General features: G+C 37.7%; 18 protein-coding genes. 6 read left to right on the forward strand and 12 right to left on the reverse strand.

Translation table 11 applies throughout. The features are described 5' to 3' along the window. Positions 1 to 24: 24 nt before the first annotated feature. Genes FNOD_RS03040 through FNOD_RS03055 form a run of 4 tightly spaced genes read right to left on the reverse strand, consistent with a single transcriptional unit; the run spans position 25 to position 5,220 of the window. Positions 25 to 1,545: a YifB family Mg chelatase-like AAA ATPase gene (locus FNOD_RS03040; protein WP_011993765.1), complete on the reverse strand. Its 1,521-nt coding sequence runs from the start codon at positions 1,543 to 1,545 to the stop codon at positions 25 to 27. A 26-nt stretch (positions 1,546 to 1,571) separates the two neighbouring features. Continuing rightward, on the reverse strand, positions 1,572 to 2,117 hold the full coding sequence (locus tag FNOD_RS03045; protein ID WP_011993766.1) for an NUDIX hydrolase: 546 nt from the start codon (positions 2,115 to 2,117) through the stop codon (positions 1,572 to 1,574). 39 nt (positions 2,118 to 2,156) lie between these two features. Continuing rightward, positions 2,157 to 3,998, reverse strand: a complete 1,842-nt coding sequence (locus tag FNOD_RS03050; RefSeq protein ID WP_011993767.1) for an outer membrane protein assembly factor BamB family protein — start codon at positions 3,996 to 3,998, stop codon at positions 2,157 to 2,159. 37 nt (positions 3,999 to 4,035) lie between these two features. Next, the gene (locus FNOD_RS03055; RefSeq protein WP_011993768.1) at positions 4,036 to 5,220 is read right to left on the reverse strand and encodes a class I SAM-dependent rRNA methyltransferase; all 1,185 of its coding nucleotides are present in this window, start codon (positions 5,218 to 5,220) and stop codon (positions 4,036 to 4,038) included. A gap of 199 nt (positions 5,221 to 5,419) precedes the next feature. Between FNOD_RS03055 and FNOD_RS03060 the strand changes: the two genes are divergently transcribed. Genes FNOD_RS03060 through FNOD_RS03075 form a run of 4 tightly spaced genes read left to right on the forward strand, consistent with a single transcriptional unit; the run spans position 5,420 to position 10,236 of the window. After that, complete coding sequence (locus FNOD_RS03060; RefSeq protein WP_041256846.1) at positions 5,420 to 5,743, forward strand: (2Fe-2S)-binding protein; 324 nt, start codon at positions 5,420 to 5,422, stop codon at positions 5,741 to 5,743. Further along, positions 5,737 to 7,587: an FAD-dependent oxidoreductase gene (locus tag FNOD_RS03065; RefSeq protein WP_041256848.1), complete on the forward strand. Its 1,851-nt coding sequence runs from the start codon at positions 5,737 to 5,739 to the stop codon at positions 7,585 to 7,587. Before FNOD_RS03060 ends, FNOD_RS03065 begins: the two co-directional genes overlap by 7 nt. Further along, the gene (locus FNOD_RS03070; protein ID WP_011993769.1) at positions 7,580 to 8,752 is read left to right on the forward strand and encodes an NAD(P)/FAD-dependent oxidoreductase; all 1,173 of its coding nucleotides are present in this window, start codon (positions 7,580 to 7,582) and stop codon (positions 8,750 to 8,752) included. Before FNOD_RS03065 ends, FNOD_RS03070 begins: the two co-directional genes overlap by 8 nt. A gap of 59 nt (positions 8,753 to 8,811) precedes the next feature. Beyond that, on the forward strand, positions 8,812 to 10,236 hold the full coding sequence (locus FNOD_RS03075) for a GGDEF domain-containing response regulator (protein WP_011993770.1): 1,425 nt from the start codon (positions 8,812 to 8,814) through the stop codon (positions 10,234 to 10,236). On the opposite strand, the gene FNOD_RS03080 is transcribed toward FNOD_RS03075, so the two are convergent. Then, positions 10,205 to 10,945, reverse strand: coding sequence for a ZIP family metal transporter (locus tag FNOD_RS03080; protein ID WP_011993771.1), 741 nt, complete (start codon positions 10,943 to 10,945; stop codon positions 10,205 to 10,207). The two genes, FNOD_RS03075 and FNOD_RS03080, sit on opposite strands and share 32 nt — an antisense overlap. 58 nt (positions 10,946 to 11,003) lie before the next feature. After that, positions 11,004 to 12,287, reverse strand: a complete 1,284-nt coding sequence (locus tag FNOD_RS03085; RefSeq protein ID WP_011993772.1) for an MFS transporter — start codon at positions 12,285 to 12,287, stop codon at positions 11,004 to 11,006. Between the two features lie 210 nt (positions 12,288 to 12,497). On the opposite strand from FNOD_RS03085, the gene FNOD_RS03090 reads away from it, so the two are divergent. Together FNOD_RS03090 and FNOD_RS03095 are read left to right on the forward strand one after the other, a co-directional pair. Continuing rightward, entirely contained in the window at positions 12,498 to 13,499 is a 1,002-nt protein-coding gene (locus tag FNOD_RS03090; protein WP_238374613.1) for a M42 family metallopeptidase, read from the forward strand. Between the two features lie 37 nt (positions 13,500 to 13,536). Then, on the forward strand, positions 13,537 to 14,274 hold the full coding sequence (locus FNOD_RS03095) for a sulfite exporter TauE/SafE family protein (protein WP_011993774.1): 738 nt from the start codon (positions 13,537 to 13,539) through the stop codon (positions 14,272 to 14,274). Positions 14,275 to 14,319: 45 nt separating this feature from the next. Here FNOD_RS03095 and FNOD_RS03100 read toward each other — a convergent pair whose 3' ends face one another. The 6 genes from FNOD_RS03100 to FNOD_RS03125 form a co-directional block, all read right to left on the reverse strand. Continuing rightward, on the reverse strand, positions 14,320 to 14,793 hold the full coding sequence (locus tag FNOD_RS03100; RefSeq protein ID WP_011993775.1) for a hypothetical protein: 474 nt from the start codon (positions 14,791 to 14,793) through the stop codon (positions 14,320 to 14,322). A 34-nt stretch (positions 14,794 to 14,827) separates the two neighbouring features. Continuing rightward, complete coding sequence (pth, locus tag FNOD_RS03105; RefSeq protein WP_011993776.1) at positions 14,828 to 15,370, reverse strand: aminoacyl-tRNA hydrolase; 543 nt, start codon at positions 15,368 to 15,370, stop codon at positions 14,828 to 14,830. Positions 15,371 to 15,462: 92 nt separating this feature from the next. Then, complete coding sequence (locus tag FNOD_RS03110) at positions 15,463 to 16,122, reverse strand: 50S ribosomal protein L25 (RefSeq protein ID WP_011993777.1); 660 nt, start codon at positions 16,120 to 16,122, stop codon at positions 15,463 to 15,465. Between the two features lie 57 nt (positions 16,123 to 16,179). Further along, the gene (locus tag FNOD_RS03115) at positions 16,180 to 17,127 is read right to left on the reverse strand and encodes a ribose-phosphate pyrophosphokinase (RefSeq protein WP_011993778.1); all 948 of its coding nucleotides are present in this window, start codon (positions 17,125 to 17,127) and stop codon (positions 16,180 to 16,182) included. Then, positions 17,108 to 18,466 (reverse strand): bifunctional UDP-N-acetylglucosamine diphosphorylase/glucosamine-1-phosphate N-acetyltransferase GlmU, encoded by a 1,359-nt coding sequence (glmU, locus tag FNOD_RS03120; protein WP_011993779.1) that lies wholly within the window; start codon positions 18,464 to 18,466, stop codon positions 17,108 to 17,110. Before glmU ends, FNOD_RS03115 begins: the two co-directional genes overlap by 20 nt. Before the next feature lie 28 nt (positions 18,467 to 18,494). Next, entirely contained in the window at positions 18,495 to 18,908 is a 414-nt protein-coding gene (locus FNOD_RS03125; protein ID WP_011993780.1) for a hypothetical protein, read from the reverse strand. Positions 18,909 to 18,983: the final 75 nt, after the last annotated feature.

Below are 18,983 nucleotides of genomic sequence, written 5' to 3' on the forward strand. Positions count from 1 at the left end.
AACTATATCCCCCTTTTTTGTTCTTCAAATGATGAATTCCGTTATATTATCGTTTAACCTGTATTGTAAAGCCTCGCTGATGCATTGTATATCTATTAGTTCTTTACCGTTTAGATCTGCGATTGTTTGGCTAACTTTTAGGATTTTGTCTATAGCTCTGCCGGAGAGTTTGTATTTTTGCGCGTACGCTTTGAGTAAGCTTTCGGCATCATCTGAAAGTCTGACGTATTTTTCTATCATTTTGTGTGTCATCTTTGCGTTTAATTTTATTCTCTCATCTTTGTACCTTCGTTTTTGTATTTCCCTTGCTTTTATTACCCGTTCCCTGATGTCTTTACTTTTTTCTCCTTCGTCTTTGCTTCTCATTTCGTCAAAGCTGACCCTTGGAACTTGGATTTGTATGTCTATTCTGTCTAAGATGGGCCCTGATATGTTTTTCCAATATCGTTTTATCTCATGCGGTGAACATTTGCAAGCGATTTCTTTGTCACCGTAATATCCACAAGGGCACGGGTTCATCGCAGCGATAAGTTGAAAACTCGCAGGAAATTCGTGGTTGCCCTTTACACGCGATACTGTGACTATCCCGTCTTCAAGTGGTTCCCTGAGCGCTTCAAGGACATCTCTTCTGAATTCGGGAAGTTCATCTAAGAATAGTACCCCGTTGTGTGCCAACGTTATTTCACCAGGCTTTACATTTGTCCCACCACCGATAATAGCCGCTGTGCTCGATGTGTGGTGTGGGCTTCTAAAAGGTCTTTTGGTGATTAAAGATGAATTGAGTAAGCCTACCGCGCTGTATATTTTGGAAGTTTCTATTATTTCTTTTTCATCCATCGGCGGGAGTATCGTTGGAAATCTTCGAGCGAACATCGTTTTGCCTGTTCCAGGAGGTCCAACCATGAGTAAATTGTGGCCTCCCGCCGCGGCAACTTCAAATGCCCTTTTCGCTAAAATATGACCTTTTATATCCGAAAAGTCTTCTTCAATTTGATGTTCTATATGTGTTATTATTTCATTTTTAGTTTGGTAAGGTTCGTATTTACCATCTTTTAAGTTAGTAACAATTTGAGAAAGTGAAGAGGCTAATATGAAGTTTGATTTTGTAGCTGAAGCTTCATGGAGGTTTTCTTGGGGGATGATAAAGATTGTGTTTTTGTCTTGAAATTCAAGGAGTATCGGTAGTACGCCACGTACCTTCCTAACTGCGCCATCTAAACCGAGTTCGCCTATTATTATTCCATCGAATTTAGGAATTGTTCCGGATGCACCTAATATGCCTAGTGCTATCGCTAAATCTAAGAATGTGCCTTCTTTTTTCACATCGCCTGGTGCGAGGTTTATCGTTATCATTCCATTAGGAAGGGATATATTTGAATTTTTCAGTGCGCTTATTATCCTTTGCTTACTTTCTTTCACCGCTACATCCGGCAATCCAACAATGTTTATATCCCTTTTCACTGCCCTCGTGTTTATGTCAACTTCAACCGTAACTAATAGTGGTGTTATCCCCACTATAACCGCGGATTTAGTGCTATAGAACAAACCCTATCCCCCCTGGATACATTTATTTATAATTTATTTGATACAATCTCCCATGTGCGATGAGCTATTCGCGCTGTTATCCCCCAGATTATGTAATCTTCCCATTTGTAAAACATAACTTCGTAAGTTCCGCGTTTCCACGGATAGTTTCGACCACCTGGTATAAGTTCGTACGGGAAATCTTCATTTGGAGATAGTATAACGTCTACATTTGCTGTTTTGTAAGGCTTTGAAAAGTGTTCGATAGGCACCAAAAATGTCTCTAAAACTTCAAAGTTATTTATTTTTAGCTTGGAAATATCCACCTCGACAGCATAGGGAAAGATGACGCTGTTAAATGGTGTGACTATTGGTTCTATGTCGAATAATTTTCTTACAACATCAACGCCTATTTCTTCACGCAGTTCCCTAACAGCCGCTTCGTACGGCGTTTCCCCTTCTTCAATTCTCCCACCGGGAAATGATATTTCAAGTGGTTGAGCTATGTACTGCGACCTAACTTCAAATACGAGTTGATTTTTGTAGATGGGAACGCATACAGCATAGTAATTGAATTGACCTAAGAGTTTCATTAAGATATCACCTAAATTCACCAAATTAACTATTACTTATTACTTAACAGCCGAGTTCCAATTGAGCGGATTCGCGTACAAGCTGTTCCATAAACCTGATGGGTTATCTTTGACGTAGTAACATCTAACTTCATTGCCAAAGACGTACAAATAGTTGTTACTTAACGAAACGTACTTTCCTCCCGGTATTGTGTCTGTAAAGACGATTTTTTTCGTATCCCTGCCGATAACGTACAATTTTTTACTGGAACTTATCGCATATATGTATTCTTTACCAAGGACAGCATCAACGATAACATCATTCACTGTTATGAATATGGATTTGCCTTTAATTATCTGTGTAGAATTTTCAAGTGGTACAAAACTGAAGGTAATACCTAATTCATCGATAAGTGTAAATCCAAGCTCTTGAGAAGTGTAGTAATTTTCATATGCTATAGGAAGGTTCTTTACTTTCCCGATAAATCCTAAAGTTGATTTGTCTCGCCAGAGATTTCCAAGGGCGTCCACAACAAATATTTTCCCTGCCAAAGATATGGATGGTGGAATAATCGGATAAGAGGATGTTTTATAATTACTTGTTATCTTCGCACTTTTTACGTCATCTTTGATGATGTAAACAGTACCGTTGTCAGTAACAACGTATAGATTGTAACCATCCCAAGCGGGACCTTGTGAGATATCGCTATCTAATTTCAATTTCCAATTTAATGTGCCCCTATCGTTAAGTGCATAAACTGTATCGTCCCATGAAACAGCGTAAATATTGTTGCCAATGGTGACATGACCCAGAATGACAAATCCTGTTCTGTAAGTCCATTCTATCTTACCGTTGGATATTTTAATAATCGAGCCTTTTAATGTTGGAATGTACAGTTCGTCAACTTTAACAGCGGGTTTCCCAGAAATTTTGTCGTTTAACATTACCTCCCAAATCAGATCAAATAGCTTTGGAGTTTTAGGGGTTTCTTTTGCTTCAGTCGGTTTGACAACGTTTTCTTCTTCCTGTTGTGGTTTTGCTTGAGCTTCAGAAGTAGTTTGCGACGTTTTTTGTTCCTCTTGCTCTTTAGTTTGAGCATTTGAAATTGTTGGAGTTGTTTCTTTCGTTTCACTTTGCGCAGTTGTTGGGAAAGATACCAAAGATTTAACTGATATTTTTAAATCTTTTTGGAACATATCAGATGTTATCATGAGATTTCCAGAGTAGAGATTCTCACCATCTGAAAATAGTGGACCTCTGTATGGGAATGTTGTACTTAATCTTGAAGCTCCTTTGTATATGTAAATTTTTGTTCCATCACTAAACGCGTGGTACTCAAAAAAGTACGCGTAATCTCTGTAAGCAGGGTAAATACGCTCAAATTTTAGGTACTGAGGATTGCTTATGTTAAACAACATTGTCTGACTTCCAAACGCGGCAAGGTAATTTCCGCTAACTTTAAAGTCGTTGAAAGATCCACTCATCGACCAAACGACTTTGCCTTGGTAATAACAAACAATCTGTCCCTTATCAAGACCGACGATGTATCCATCTTTAACGTATATGTTTTTTAAATTGGAGGGAACTGTATCGATAGCTAAAGCGTTACCATTTTCGATTTTGTACAATTTCGATGATGATACGACGTAATTCGTGCCTACTTTCTGCGCACCTTTAATATCTATTTTTGTGCGTCCGTCGAGTGTGTAAATGCCATCTTGAAGAATGTAATACACACTCTTCCCATCGAAAAGAATGTCAGCATAGTTACCACTTTTGAGCTGATTGCCCGCTTCGTCAAATATTCCATTCAAAGTAAGAATCAACGCTCCTGAGAATAATAAACTGTAAAGACTTAGAAAAATGGAAGTGAGAAAAAGCCAGATTTTTATTTTCTTCATTATTCTCTTCCCCCTATGTGATTTATTTAATCAAAATTTATTGGGATTTAATGTTTGAAACTTGTAAAATCAGAAATTTCAGGTACATCGTTTCAAGGATGTTGTAAACCTGAGGATGGTCTATTGGTTGACCACCTCGGTAGAGCATTCTGAGTATTACCTTCGCGTCTATACCCGCGTCAACGATAATATCCTCAAATTCTTTTTGAGAAACTACTTGCGTACATGAAGCAGTTGCGAGTATGCCATTGTTTTTGAGAATTTTCATGCTTCGGTAATTTATCTCTTTGTACCCTTTGAACGCAGCATCTCTGCTCGAAGCACTCTTGGCAAACGATGGTGGGTCAAGTACAACTATATCATATAAATGCGAATTTTCGAATTCTTCTTTTAGAAAATCAAAGGCGTTTGCAACTATAAATTTGCAATTTTGGAAGTTATTCAATTTCGCAATTTCTTTTGCTACGTCTATGGCCCTTTCTGAATAATCAACGAATGTGACATGTTTTGCCCCACCCTTTAGCAAGTGCATTCCGAAATTACCGGTGTATGAGAAACAGTCTAAACATTCTTTGCCTTCGGCAAATTCCATGAGTTTTTTAGCATTTTCTCTCTGGTCCAAAAACGCACCTGTTTTTTGACCTTTTGTGTCTGCTAAGAATTTTAAACCGTTGATTTCAAATGGTATCAACTCTGGTCCGTTGCCGTATATCCATTCCGTTTTCTCTTCCAATCCCTCTTTTTTTACGGCACTTCCTTCCGTTCTTTCAAATATGCCTTTCGGATTGAAATTTTCTAAAAGCACATCGATTATATGATTTTTGAGTTTGTTTATACCAAGTGTATTGAATTGTACCGAAAGATAATCTCCGAATTTATCGACGATTAATCCAGGTAATCCATCCGCTTCACCAAACACAACCCTGTATGCATCTTCTTTGACAATATTGTATCTATTTTTAAGTGCATCATTAATCCGTGATTTGATGAATTCTTTGTTTATTTCTATCGGCTTTCTTGATAGTATTCGCACGGTGATTTTGGAGTTTGTGTTTATATATCCAACACCGAGAAATTGATTTGCAAAAGTAAAGATGTGCACAATATCACCATTTTCAAAATCGCCTTCTATTTTTTCTATCTCGTTGTCGTATATCCATGGATGACCTGCCAAGACTCTTCTTTTTATATCTTTTTTTAATATTACCTTCGCATGTTGCATCTAATCACTCCCTATTTGTATTATCAGTTACCATTATAACACAAAACAATGGATTTTTTAAGTTTTTGACGATGATTATTGTTCTTTTATCATAACAAATAAATTTGAAATTTTGCCGCAAGGAAGGTGAAGAAGTATAATTTAATTGTTAGACATTCGTACAAATATTTTTTCAATTTATTTTTGGGGAGGGGGATTAATGCAAAGTGGTCGCATCACTCAGCATCCTATTATAAGTATCACAGAACCTGAAAGTCAAAAGCACATCACATTCTACTTCGAGGGTCAACCTATCTGCGCACTTCCAGACGATACCATCGCAAGCGCGCTCATTGCTAATGGTATTGATATATTTGGCTTCACAGAACACAAAAATCCCCGTGGTTTTTTCTGCGCAATTGGTAAGTGCTCTGCCTGCCTTGTTGAGGTGAACGGTATCCCAAATGTAAGAGCGTGTATAACCCCCGTAAGTGAAGGAATACATGTAAGAAGGCAAGTTGGAAGGGGGAAACCGGTATGGTAAAATCGTCACCAAAAAAGTTGAAAACGTTAATAGTTGGCGCAGGACCTGCAGGTCTAACTGGAGCAATAGCTATTGCAGAGAGTATTGGTAGTGGTGAAGGAATATTAATCGTCGATGAAGGTATTGAGGCAGGTGGTCAACTTCCAAAACAGACGCACAAATTCTTCGGACACGAAGGATTTTTCGCTTCAGTAAGGGGATTTGAAATTGGAAAAAGGCTTGTAAATAAAGTAAATCAATTAGGCGTGCAAATCAAACTCCAGACGACGGTAACGGGTATATACGAAGATGGAATTGTCTTATACGATAGAGTGAACAACATCGTTGAACATTACCAAGCCGATTATATACTTCTTGCCACAGGCGCAACGGAGAAATTTTTAGCCTTTAAAAACAACACATTACCCGGTGTTTACGGTGCGGGCGCTGTTCAAACGTTGATGAATCAGTACAAAGTCCTTCCTGGAAGTTCATTCCTTATCGTTGGCGCGGGTAACATAGGGCTTATAGTCGCATATCAGTTAATCCAAGCTGGAGCAAAGGTAAAGGCTATCGTTGAGGCCTCGTCAAAAGTTGGCGGATATATGGTTCATGCAAATAAAGTAAAGAGGCTCGGTGTACCGATTTATCTCAATCATACAATCTTAGAAGCCATTGGACATGATAGAGTTGAAGGAGCTGTTATCGCACAAGTAAATGAAAAATTCCAACCGATACCTGGTACCGAAAAGGAATTTGTCGTCGATGCTATATGTTTGGCTGTTGGGTTACAGCCAAATATTGAACTTGCGGCGCAAACAGGCGCAAAAATTGTCTATATGCCAGAATTAGGTGGGTATGTTCCTTTGAGAGATGAAAATATGAAAACAACAGTCGATAATGTGTACATCGCCGGTGATTTGTCGAGTATAGAGGAAGCAACTACAGCGATGATAGAAGGATACATCGCTGGTTACAATATCGCGCAAAAACTCTCAGGAAAAGACTTATCAGAGAAAATTAATCAAATGAAATCTGAATTAGCTGAATTCAGAAAAGGACCTTTCTCGACAAAAGTCAGAAATGGGCTTGAGAAGTTCAATATCCACTTCCCAGCGGGAGGTTACAGGGAAAAAACACAGGAAAGTTTTGGGCCTAAGGGCAAATTGAGAGCAATTATAGAATGCCCACAAGCAATACCTTGTAATCCTTGTGAGACTTCGTGTCCAAGTGGCGCCATAAACGTTGGAGGGAATATAAATGGTATACCTGAGATAGATTACGAAAAATGTACTGGGTGTGGCGTTTGTGTTATGAAATGCCCAGGTTTGGCAATCTTTTTGGTCCAGGAAAAAGAAGGTTATTCGATAGTTGGTATACCTTACGAATTACTACCAATCCCTGAAAAAGGTCAAGAAGTTGAATTGTTGGATAAAGATGGCAAAGTTGTTGGAAGAGGACAAATCGAGAATGTGATTTTAAATAAACGAGATAAAACACACGTTGTGTTTTTAAAAGTACCAACAGGTATGGAAAATGTTGTTAGGAGTTTTACGTTACCAAAAGAAGATAAAGAAGATAAAGAGTACGTATGCAGATGCGAGGAAATAACAAAGGAAGATATAGAAAGAGTAATTGACTTAGGAATTACAGATTACGAAGAGTTAAGAAGGGTTCTGAGGATAGGTATGGGACCTTGCGGTGGTAAAACGTGCCGCGCGCTTACACTCCAAATACTCTCGCAAAAAACAGGACGCGCCATTTCTGATATAGAATTGGGGATGTTTAGACCTCCGGTAATACCTACACCTTTTGAGGCTATTGTTAAATACCACGAAAAAAAGGGAGTGGAATGCGATGAGTAATATAATAAACGTCAATAGTAATAGTAATCAATACAACGTTTGTATAATCGGTGGAGGAATAACGGGCACAGCGTTAGCGTATTTCTTGTGTAAGTTGGGTGAAAGGTCTGTTGCTGTCTTTGAAAAATCGTACCTATCATCTGGCTCAACGGGAAGATGCGCTGGTGGAATTAGACAGCAGTGGTCTACAAGATCAAATGTTAGACTCGCGATGAGGAGTGTTAAACTATTTGAAAGATTCAAAGAAGATGTTGGGATGGATATCGAATATTTCCAAGGTGGATACCTTGTGCTATCCTACGATGAAGAAGAAGCTGCCCAATTTGAGAAAAATGTCCAGATGCAAAAAGAAGAAGGATTAAACGTAGAAATCCTATCTCCAAGGCAAGTTAAGGAAAAATATCCTTACATTAACACAGACGGTCTTTTGATGGCAACGTTCTGCCAAACGGATGGGCATGCCAATCCACATAAAGCCGTTATCGGATACGCGCAAGCGATAAGACGTATGGGTGGGCATATATACACTCACACGGAAGTCAAGGGAATCGATGTTCAGGCAGGTAAAGTAATAGGTGTAGACACCTCAAATGGATACTTTAAATGTAATGTTGTTGTCAATGCCGCTGGTCCGTGGTCAAGGGAGACTTCCGAAATGGTAGGTGTTGATCTTCCAACTGAGAGTTACAGACACCAAATAATTGTAACGGAAGCTCTTGAAAATTTCTTCCCAATGATGGCAATAAGCTTCTCTGGTAATTTCTACATGAGACAAACCCAACACGGTCAATTCGTCCTTGGTCAAGGTGATAAAGACGAAAAACCGGGAATAAATTACAACGTAACGTTCAGATTTGAAGAGGAGCTCATCTCAAAAATGGTTAGGACATTCCCGTTTTTGAAAAATGTCAGGATGATGAGACATTGGAGTGGTATGTACAACATGTCACCTGATGCTCAACCTATCATTGGACAGAGCGATAAAGTTAAGGGATATTACTACGCTGTCGGATACTCAGGACATGGTTTCATGGTCGCACCAGCTGTTGGAGAAGCCCTAGCGGAATTGATTCTCTTTGGAAAGTCACTACATACTGACATAAGCTACTTGGATGTGAAAAGATTTGAAAATATGACGATAGAAAAAGAAAAAAATGTGGTATAATTTTTGTGACTTGTATTTACAGATAGTTAATTCAATGGGATAATTCAGGGGGAGTATTCTTGAAAAAGATATTGATAGTTGACGATAGTAAGTTTTGGAGGCTTGTGTTGGAGAATATTTTCAAAAGTCGTGGCTATGAAGTTATCGTAACGGAAGACGCGACAAAGGCTATAGAAATTGCTTTGAAAGAATATCCTGATGTTATCATAAGCGATTACAATATGCCTGGTATTTCTGGTTTGCAGCTTTGCCTTTACTTAAGGTCAATCCCTGCATTTTCAAATGCAGGGATTGCTGTCTTAACAGGTTCAGATGATGTTATAAACCAATTTTGGGCGGAGCATAGTGGGGCAAATAAATTTATATCAAAATTACTCACGAAAGACGAACTCGAAAGAGTTTTGTTAGAATTTGTCAATGGTGATTTTCGAGCAAATAAAAATGAGAAGAGTATGGTTGTAAATAATATATACGATGTGCTCGAGCAAAAGATGAGAAAAGAGATACTAAACAGGGAAGTTTTGTCGTTAATTCAATTTGCACGCGATGAATACTTTGTAATAAAAGAATTAAAAGAGTTTTTGAAAAATTTTTCTTCTTTTGACTCTATCGCTTTTTTACTTATCTCACCAGTTGCCGGTCGTGTATATAACTTCGGTTTTAATCTGCAAAGGGAATTTTTGAAAAATTACCTTGTTAGGATTTTGGAAAAACCGACAGAACCAGCTAATTGGAATTATGTTGGTGAATTCGGCGCCGAAATCTTCGTAAAGGAAGAAATTACGCACTTCATTCTGAAATACGGCGAAAATGAGGTGGGAATAATCGCCGCATCGAATGTTTCTGACAGAAGAAATTTGTCAAAGGTGATTTACGATGCAAACGAAAGCGTCTCACTTTTGTTTAATACTCTTAATACGTTCACAGAATTTAAGGTCGCCTCAACCGTTGATGGTTTGACAGGTCTTTTCAACAAGAAAGAGTTATTGAGATTTTTGGAAGAGACACACAATTTGTCCAAGTATAATAAAAAGCCTTATTACGTTGCGATGTTTGATTTAGATAATTTCAAGAAAATAAACGACACATACGGACATTTAGTTGGGGATGAGGTACTTAAAATTTTAGGAAAAATATTGAAAGAGGCTGTTGGAGATAAAGGTATAGCTGGAAGATACGGCGGAGAAGAGTTCACGTTGATTTTAACTAAAATAGAAAAAGATGAGGTTGTGGATTTTATTGAGGAAATCTTACAAAAAGTAAGGACCGCCGAGTTTCCACACGGAAAATGCACGGTCTCATGTGGTGTTGTAAGTTCTGAAAACTATCAATCACCTACTGAGGTACTGAAAGCAGCAGATGAGCTTTTGTACATCGCTAAGAAATCTGGGAAGGATAGAGCGACGTATATGTTTTTACCAACGGATAAAGAGATTAAAAAAATAATGGACGTTATCCCAACAGAACATCAAGCGCAGACATAATAAAAAATCCGAGGATTAAAAAGTACGTTGCCAACCGTTCATTGCCTCTAACGTGTGTTTCAGGTATAACTTCATCACTTACAACGAATATCATTGCTCCTGCGGCAAACGCAAGCATGTAAGGTAATAATCCCTTACTGACTAATATCAATCCAGCTCCAAATACGCCGCCTATTATTTCAACAACACCTGTTAGAAACGTTACCCAAAGAGATGTTTTTACAGAGTATCCCGCGTTCATAAGCGAAATCATTGTCGCAGTTCCTTCAGGGATATTCTGAGCGCCTATCGCCACTGCTACTCCCAAAGCCTGCGGTGTAAATCCACTTATTCCAACCGCCATTCCTTCAGGAAAATTATGTATAGTTATCGCTATCACAAATAGCCATATCTTCGCGAGCCTCTTCGCGCTGATTCCTTCATGCCCTTTCAAAAAGTGTTCGTGCGGTGAGAATTTATCCATCAAATCTATGGTAACCGCACCGAGTATAAAACCTATCATAAACCTTAATATTCCACCGGATTCGAGAGACGGCATAACAAGACTAAAAGCACTAGCTGCGAGCATAATTCCCGCAGCCATGCCAAGCATCGCATCTATGAGCTTTTCACCTAAGTGTTTGTGTATTAACAACATCGGAATTGCACCGAAAACCGTCGCAAGACCTGCTAAAGTACTGTACAAAATCCCTTTCTCAAAACCGTTCAATATCTTCCCCCCCAAATTCTAAACTTAACCATTTAATCCACAAGAAATTATACCATAATTATACATTCGATGAAACTGTTGAAGTATTTGGCAAATTTGATGGCACGTATGCCTCTTCGGGAGCTTTTAAAAGGAATATCAACACAACAATCATAGATATTACATTAATCGCCAAGAAAAACCAAAATGGATCTATCTTATCTATTAGAAATCCATAGAGTGCGGAAGAGATAGGCACTGTTCCCATCGCAATCGTGTTAAGCACGGAAAAGACTCTCGACCTTAGTTCAGACGGTGTAAGAATTTGCAAATTAGCGTTAATAGGTACATTTATTATGATGTTGAACAATCCAACAAGGAAAAAGCCAACTCCGAATAACATGTACAATATTGACTTCGAAAATCCAAAATATGGCATGATTAATATGGAAAGAGCGATTAAAACCATACCCTGGGCGATAAGCCCTAACCAAATCATCTGCTTTGAACTCGATTTTCTAAAAATTGATACTAATAGGATATTTCCCAACAGTGCACCAACTGTAGCGAAAACTTCTAATGTACCAAATTGCGTCGATGAAAATCCGATTTTTACCCTCATTATGTACGGCAATACAACGCTCAGCAAAGGACTGGTTAAAAAATTTATAACTATCGCAAATGTAAACAAAAACTTCAATCCCTTGTTCTGCACAACAAATCTTACGCCTTCGCCAAGTTCTTTAAAAAATTCTAATTTTTCACTCTTCGATAGTTGGAATTTATAAATTATAAAAAGTTCGCTGATACCTGAAAGTATGTACAATACAGCTGTCATGAATATAACGTTTTTGAATCCATACACACCGTAAAGTACACCACCTAATATCGGGCCTATAATATTAGAAACCGCTCCAGCCATAGAGTTGAGTGAAGTGGCTGTTTTCATGTTCTCTTTTCTTACAACATCACCAAACATAGCCGCGGTTGGTCCATCAAACAAACCATCCATAACCGACAAGAGAGCTCTAAAAAGAAGTAAATTTACTATACTTAATTTATTCATCAACGCAAGCCAACCCATGAAAATAAGTAATAATCCGCGGAGCTCATCAAGACCAACCATTATCCATTTTCGATTTATTCTGTCGCCTAAGACCCCGCCTATTGGGTTTGTAATGAGCCTTGGTAATATTCCAAGCATACTGAAAATACCCATTATCGTTCCAGAACCTGTCAAATCCAGAACATATAACGGCATAGCAATCATCAACGCAGAAGCACCTATAAGCGATTCAAACCTTCCGCTGATTATTAACGCCAAGTTCCGCTTCTCGTGTTTGTAAATGCTCTCTGAAACCATTCCTATCCCTCCTTCCCATATTTTGTTTATCAACCAAAAATATTTTATCAAATTCAAAATTTTTTGTCAATACATAAAAATTTTTTGGTGATAAAATATACTTCGATATACGAATTAATTTATGGTATAATTCTTTATACGATAATTTTTTAAAATGGAGGGGTTATCATAGATACTAACGTTATGAATGAACTGATTGAGCTTTGCTCAGTGCCAGGTGTGTCAGGAAGAGAAGAGAAGGTTAGGGAAAAAATTATTTATATGCTTGAGAAGAATAATTTTGGAGAGAAACAAAAGAATTTACCGGCTCTGTCGGTAGACAAAATAGGGAACTTGATTGGCAAAGTTCCAAGTAGAAATAATCCGGAAAGTTCAAAGAATGTGATTGTAATGGCGCATATGGATGAGATTGGTTTTTACATAACAAGTTTGAGAGATGATGGAAAGCTTGAAGTGAGAAATGTCGGAGGAATCATCGAAGATGCTATTCAAGGATCGTTTGTTGAAGTTGTTACTGGTAATGGTATTGTAGATGGTGTTATAGGCACGGTACCACCACACTTGAAATCTGATGGTGTCGTTTTTGAAAAGGTTGTCGATGTCGGCGCTCGTTCTAAACAAGAATTGATAGATGTGGGTGTATCGGTTATGGATTACGTGGTTTTTAAAAAGCATTTCTCCATACTTAATAAAGAATTTTTGGCTTTGAGAAGTTTGGATGATAGGTTTGGCTGTTACACTTTAATTGAAAGTTGTAAAGATATATCTCCGAATTCAAATCTCGTTTTTTCATGGACTGTGCAAGAAGAGGTCGGGCTTAGAGGTGCAAAAGCTTTGCTTAACCATTTTGCGACTTTTGAACGTGTTGATTTTGATTTAGCAATAGCTGTTGATTCTTTCGCGTGCTGTAGTAAGCAGAATAAACATATTGAGTTAGGAAAAGGACCTGTAATTAGGGCATACGACAACAGTTCAATTTCCGCTCCAGACGTAGTGAAGTTCATATTAAAACTAGCTGAGAGAGAAGGGATTCCGGTTCAATTGGGTACAACTGGCGGAGGAAATGACGCAAGTGTCTTTGTTGAATACGGTGTGCCTATGGTTGCACTAAGTGTGCCAATTCGATATCTGCACTCACAAGTTGAGATGCTTAATATCAAAGATTTGCTTAATTTAATTAAGTTATTAAGATTGTTCTTAGAGAGCTTTTGATTTCTTATTTTAATGTACTGGTGGAGGTGTTTATCAGATGTGGATGTTAGTTCTTCTATTTTTTGGAGGATTAGTCGCGGGGATTATCAATGTGCTCGCAGGTGGTGGTTCTTTTCTCACGTTGCCGTTGTTGAGTCTCTATGGTCTTGCGCCAAGTGTCGCAAATGCAACAAACAGGATAGGAATACTTCTTCAAAATATTTCCGCCACTGGGAGTTTTGTAAAAAATAAGGTTCTTGAGCCCAAAAGGGCTGGATTTTTAGCTATTCCAACGATTCTAGGCGGAATTGTTGGGACTTCTATTGTGTTGAAATTGCCGGAGAATATAATAAAGATAAGTGTAGGTATTATATTTTTGGTGATGTCGTATTTTGTTTTGTTCTCACCAAAAGTTTGGGAAGAAGGTAAGAAAGATGTAAAGGAAAATAAGTTCTTAAGTTTTATCGTATTTTTCTTGATAGGTTTGTACGGCGGATATATCCAAGCAGGAGTAGGTTTTTTTCTTATATACGCGCTTACGATGGTTGAAGGATACAATATTAAGTCCGCTAACGCTATGAAGATATTTCTGACTTTGCTCTTCACAATTTTTTCTTTGTTACTCTTTTCAGCAGGTAAAAAGGTGGAGTTTGTTCCAGGTATAGTTATGGGTTTGGGCTCATTCGTGGGAGGTTACGTTGGTTCTTATCTCAATATGAAGGTTAATAAAAAGATTATTAGAATAATCGTCGCCGTTATGATGATAATTTCTGCGATAAGTTACTTAGTGAAATAATTTTCTATAATATTGTAAGATAAAAAACAGCCCTGGGTTATCAAATTACCAGGGCTGTTGTTCTAATGTTTTTCTTATTTCTTCCATTTTTTTCTTTATTTTTTCAGCTTGTTTGTAATTTTCTCTCTTTAGCGCTTTCTTAAGTCTGTGGTTTAATAATGCAAGTTTTCTGTTTTTTATATCAACCGCTATGTTTTTGTAAGAAGATGGTTCTTGTTTAAAAAGGTTTAGCTGTATTGTGCTTGGTAAAACGGAATATATATCTTCTATAGATTTTTCAAAGTTGAAATTTTTAACAGGGCTTTCTTGGACTAATTTAATATGATTTGTAAGCACTCTCACACCTGTTTTTACGTATTTCTCACTTTCGTATTTCATTATTTCCACAAAGCAACTTTCACAGTAGCTGACTTTTTTTACTGTACCGTCTATGTACACACTTTGTATTATTTTCGCTGGTTTTCCACATCTAATACAATTTTCATAATTTTCGTAGTTTTCGTCTTTAAATTTTTTCAATTTTTCACCTTCCCTGTGCGTTTTGTATGTTTTTTTATTTGCCAGTGCTAATCTCAATAGAGTTATATCTATTCATTGCTTTATCTATGCCATTTTCAACTATGTACTCTATCGCTTCTGTGCATAAGTTTATTATTTTATCGAGCACTTCAAATTCTTCTTTAGTAAAATTTGAAAGTACGTAATCTGCGGCGTCGATATTCTCAGGTTTTGGACCTATGCCCACTCTTATTCTTGGGAAATCTTGACCTATAAATGAGATTATCGATTTTATCCCGTTGTGTCCACCTGCACTACCATTTTTTCTTATCCTTATCTTTCCAAGCGGTAGATCTAAGTCATCGTACACTACTATTATATCATCATGTGGAAGATATTTAAATACCTCTCCACTTAAGTTCATGTACGTCATGGGTTTGATTAATTTTATCTTTTCACCGGATATGTTTATATCGCTGTAAAGGTAATTTGGTCCCTTTTTCCAAGAATTGCTTAGTCTATCAAGTACCATGAAGCCTACGTTGTGACGTGTATTCGAGTATTTTTCGCCAGGATTTCCCAATCCTATTACAATCAATTATATCACCTTCCTAAAAATTTGGAATATGAGTAAGAAAAATCCCCCACGCAGGGGGATTTTGTGAATTTAACTCTTTGTAAATTTGAAGATTATTTTTCTTCCTCTTCTTTCTTACCTTTCTTTATAACTTCTGGTTCGTTACTCGTTTCTGTTGTTGTAGTTTCTTCTACTTCAAGGCCTCTTGGAACTACAACTGTGATGAGAACATCTTCATCATCCATATCTATTTCTACACCTTCTGGAAGAACAACGTCTTTAACTCTAAGTGTCTCACCAAGCTCAAGATTTGTTACATCGATTTTAATCACTTCAGGGACTCTGTCAGGTAATGCTTTGACTGGTACTTCGTGGTGGATAATTTCCATTATACCGCCTTTTTCAACACCTATTGCCTTTCCAACGATTTCTATAGGTACATTGATTCTCATCTTGTGGTGAGCTTCTGGTACGTAAAAATCAACGTGTTTTACTTCATCTGTTACTTTGTCGTACTGTACCATTTTAATGAATGCAAGGTGTTTAAGAACTTCTTTGTCGTTTTCATCTTTTACGACGAGAGTGAGAGGTGTTGATTCTGTAATGTGTTTAAAAATCTTCAAAAAGTCTGTTTTGTTTAAAACAAGGCTGAGTGGTTTTTCTAAACCAGGACCGTAAGCTACCGCAGGAATAGCTCCAGTCGCTCTGAGTCTTCTTACCGCTCTTTTGTTACCTACAATAGACCTAAGTTGAGCACTTACTACGTGTTCCATATCGCTTCCTCCTTTTTATCTATTTTTGAGATTTTTATTTTATCTTTTTTATTATTTTTATTTAAATAATATACTTACCGAAAGGTTCTTTCTAACTCTTATTATAGCCTCACCAAGTAGTGGTGCAACTGAAACTACCTTGAATTTTTGCGGTAGGCTCTGATGATATATTGTATCACTAATATAAATCTTTTCAATACTTGAATTCTCAATTCTTTCAGGAGCACCAGAAGATAGTACAGGATGCGTTATACAAGCAACGACCCTCTTAGCTCCCGCATTTTTAACAGCGTTTGCTCCTTCCACTAAAGAACGAGCAGTATCAACTATGTCGTCAACTATTATCGCTGTTTTATCCCTTACGTCACCGATTATATTCAATATCTCTGCAACGTTGTCCTTCGGTCTTCTTTTATCTAATATGGCTAGCGGTAAGCCTACTTTTTCCGCTATCTGTCTTGCTCTCTTAACTCCTCCAACGTCCGGTGAAACTATGACGGCATCGTCGTTTAAAAGGCTATCTTTTTTCAATTCTTCAAGGAATACTGGAAAACTCCAAAGATTGTCAACTGGTATATCAAAAAAGCCTTGTACTTGTTCTGCGTGTAAATCAACTGTCATAACCCTTGTGGCACCGGCAACGGTGAGAAGGTTCGCAACAAGCTTAGCTGTAATCGGGTCTCTTCCTTTTGCTTTTCTGTCTTGTCTTGCGTATCCATAATAAGGGATAACAACTGCAACGCTGTTAGCTGAAGCACGTTTTAAGGCATCTATCATAATTAATAGTTCCATTAAATTTTCGTTTACAGGTGGGCATGTGGGTTGAATTAAAAACACGTCGTGACCTCTAACAGTCTCTTCTATCCTGACGTTTATCTCACCGTCCGCAAACCTTCCAACGGTAATATCACCGAGTCTCATTCCGATATAGCTTGCAACTTTCTCTGCAAGAACTCTATTTGCATTACCTGTGAATATTTTCATTTCATTCCTTGTGATCTGCATTTTTCAATTCCTCCCTTTTTTTCTTTGCCCAACCTTCTTTTATTATTTGCCTTGCCCTGCCAAGCGCTAGCGCATCGTTTGGAACATCTTCTGTAATCACTGAACCGGCTCCAGTAATTGCTCCTTTACCTATATTAACTGGGGCAACAAGTGATGAATTACTTCCAATGAATGCACCATCACCTATATATGTTGGATACTTTTTGTATCCATCGTAATTGCATGTGATTGTTCCGGCACCTACGTTAACATCTTCTCCAATTGTCGCGTCACCAAGATATGTTAAATGCTGAGCTTTGGAGTTTTTACCAACTGTCGTTTTTTTCGTCTCAACGAAGTTCCCTATCTTCACTTTCTCTTTCAATACTGTACCTTCCCTCAGTCTTGAGAATGGGCCAACCGATACTTTGTTTTCGATAACTGATTTTTCAACCTCAGAGCGAATCACTTTCACTTCGTTACCTATGTTAGAATCAACTATGTGCGAGTAAGGACCTACCTCACAATCCTCACCTATTTTAGTATAACCTTCTATTATTGTAAATGGATAAATTATTGTGTCCATACCAATTTCTACGTCTGGACCTATGAATGTAGAATTTGGGTCGACTATAGTTACACCTGAAAGCATGAGTTTCTCAAGTATACGTTGCTTCGCTATCGTTTCAAGCTGAGCTAATTGTATTCTATCGTTTACACCGGAAACTTCAACGATATCTTCAAGGATAACCGTTGAGGAGCGTTCCGCCATTCCAACAAGGTCTGTTAAGTAGTATTCACCTTGCGCGTTGTTATTGCTTAATTTATCAAGATTCTCAAGAACAAACTTACCAGAAAAGATATAAATGCCACTATTCACTTCTTTGATTTTCTTTTCTTCTTCTGTCGCGTCTTTATCCTCAACGATTCGTACTTTACCGTTCTCTCTTATGATTCTTCCATAACCTGCAGGATTATCCGTCACAAATGTCAATACTGTTACTTGGTTTTTCTGCTCTTCGTGTTCTTTTTTTAGTTTATTTATAGTCTCTTTACTGAGCAGAGGAACATCTCCGTACAGAACGAGCAAATCTTCATTTTCCGAGATAAAATCCCTTGCGCACATAACCGCATGTCCAGTGCCAAGTTGTGGTTCTTGGAGGTATGTTTTTACATCCTCTGGCAAATAGCTTTTTACTATATCTGCCTTATGTCCCACAACCACACCAACTTCACCGAACGCCTTTCCAAGGTCAACAACCCAATTTATCATAGGTTTTCCAAGGATTTTGTGGACAACTTTGGGATACTTCGATTTCATGCGTTTCCCAAGTCCTGCAGCAAGAATTAGAACTTTCATGTGCCCCGCCTCCACTCAAATTTTATTTTTATTTTTCTATTTTCTTTTGTATTGTGTATTCTCTAATTAGAACTGGAATAAGAATAAGTCCGATTAGCATTCCTATTTTACCGTATTTGACAGAGGCAATCAAACTTATTCCTATTCCAGTTAATATGAACATTGGTATTAGTGAATACCATTCTTTTATGATATCGTACAATATTACAAAAAACGAACCGATGATGAGAAAATTTAATCCTTCTAAACTGTAAGGCCTAAATTTTCCTAAGAGAGATATCGCACTTATAAGCACTAAGTTTAAGCCTGCGAAGGTTTCTGCCTTTAAGTTTTTTCTGATAAGGAAATAAATTCCTAACGCTATCAAAGAAAAGTAAATGTAATTACTGGTGAGGTAAAAAGATAGTATGGAAGCTACAATGGACATTATCAATGTGAACATTTCACAACCTCCTAACGATTAAGATAGTGAAAGTAAAAAATGGAGAGAAAGAAGAATACGGGGCGCAAAAGCGCC

It is taken from the genome of Fervidobacterium nodosum Rt17-B1, from assembly GCF_000017545.1.
Classification (GTDB): Bacteria; Thermotogota; Thermotogae; order Thermotogales; family Fervidobacteriaceae; genus Fervidobacterium; species Fervidobacterium nodosum.

Bases quoted from the DNA above. Each gene is read 5' to 3' on its own strand.
- FNOD_RS03045 (WP_011993766.1), bottom strand. From the start codon at position 2,117: ATGAAACTCTTAGGTCAATTCAATTACTATGCTGTATGCGTTCCCATC.
- FNOD_RS03050 (WP_011993767.1), bottom strand. From the start codon at position 3,998: ATGAAGAAAATAAAAATCTGGCTTTTTCTCACTTCCATTTTTCTAAGT.
- FNOD_RS03055 (WP_011993768.1), bottom strand. From the start codon at position 5,220: ATGCAACATGCGAAGGTAATATTAAAAAAAGATATAAAAAGAAGAGTC.
- FNOD_RS03060 (WP_041256846.1), top strand. From the start codon at position 5,420: ATGCAAAGTGGTCGCATCACTCAGCATCCTATTATAAGTATCACAGAA.
- FNOD_RS03065 (WP_041256848.1), top strand. From the start codon at position 5,737: ATGGTAAAATCGTCACCAAAAAAGTTGAAAACGTTAATAGTTGGCGCA.
- FNOD_RS03070 (WP_011993769.1), top strand. From the start codon at position 7,580: ATGAGTAATATAATAAACGTCAATAGTAATAGTAATCAATACAACGTT.
- FNOD_RS03085 (WP_011993772.1), bottom strand. From the start codon at position 12,287: ATGGTTTCAGAGAGCATTTACAAACACGAGAAGCGGAACTTGGCGTTA.
- FNOD_RS03095 (WP_011993774.1), top strand. From the start codon at position 13,537: ATGTGGATGTTAGTTCTTCTATTTTTTGGAGGATTAGTCGCGGGGATT.
- FNOD_RS03110 (WP_011993777.1), bottom strand. From the start codon at position 16,122: ATGGAACACGTAGTAAGTGCTCAACTTAGGTCTATTGTAGGTAACAAA.
- FNOD_RS03115 (WP_011993778.1), bottom strand. From the start codon at position 17,127: ATGCAGATCACAAGGAATGAAATGAAAATATTCACAGGTAATGCAAAT.
- glmU (WP_011993779.1), bottom strand. From the start codon at position 18,466: ATGAAAGTTCTAATTCTTGCTGCAGGACTTGGGAAACGCATGAAATCG.
- FNOD_RS03125 (WP_011993780.1), bottom strand. From the start codon at position 18,908: ATGTTCACATTGATAATGTCCATTGTAGCTTCCATACTATCTTTTTAC.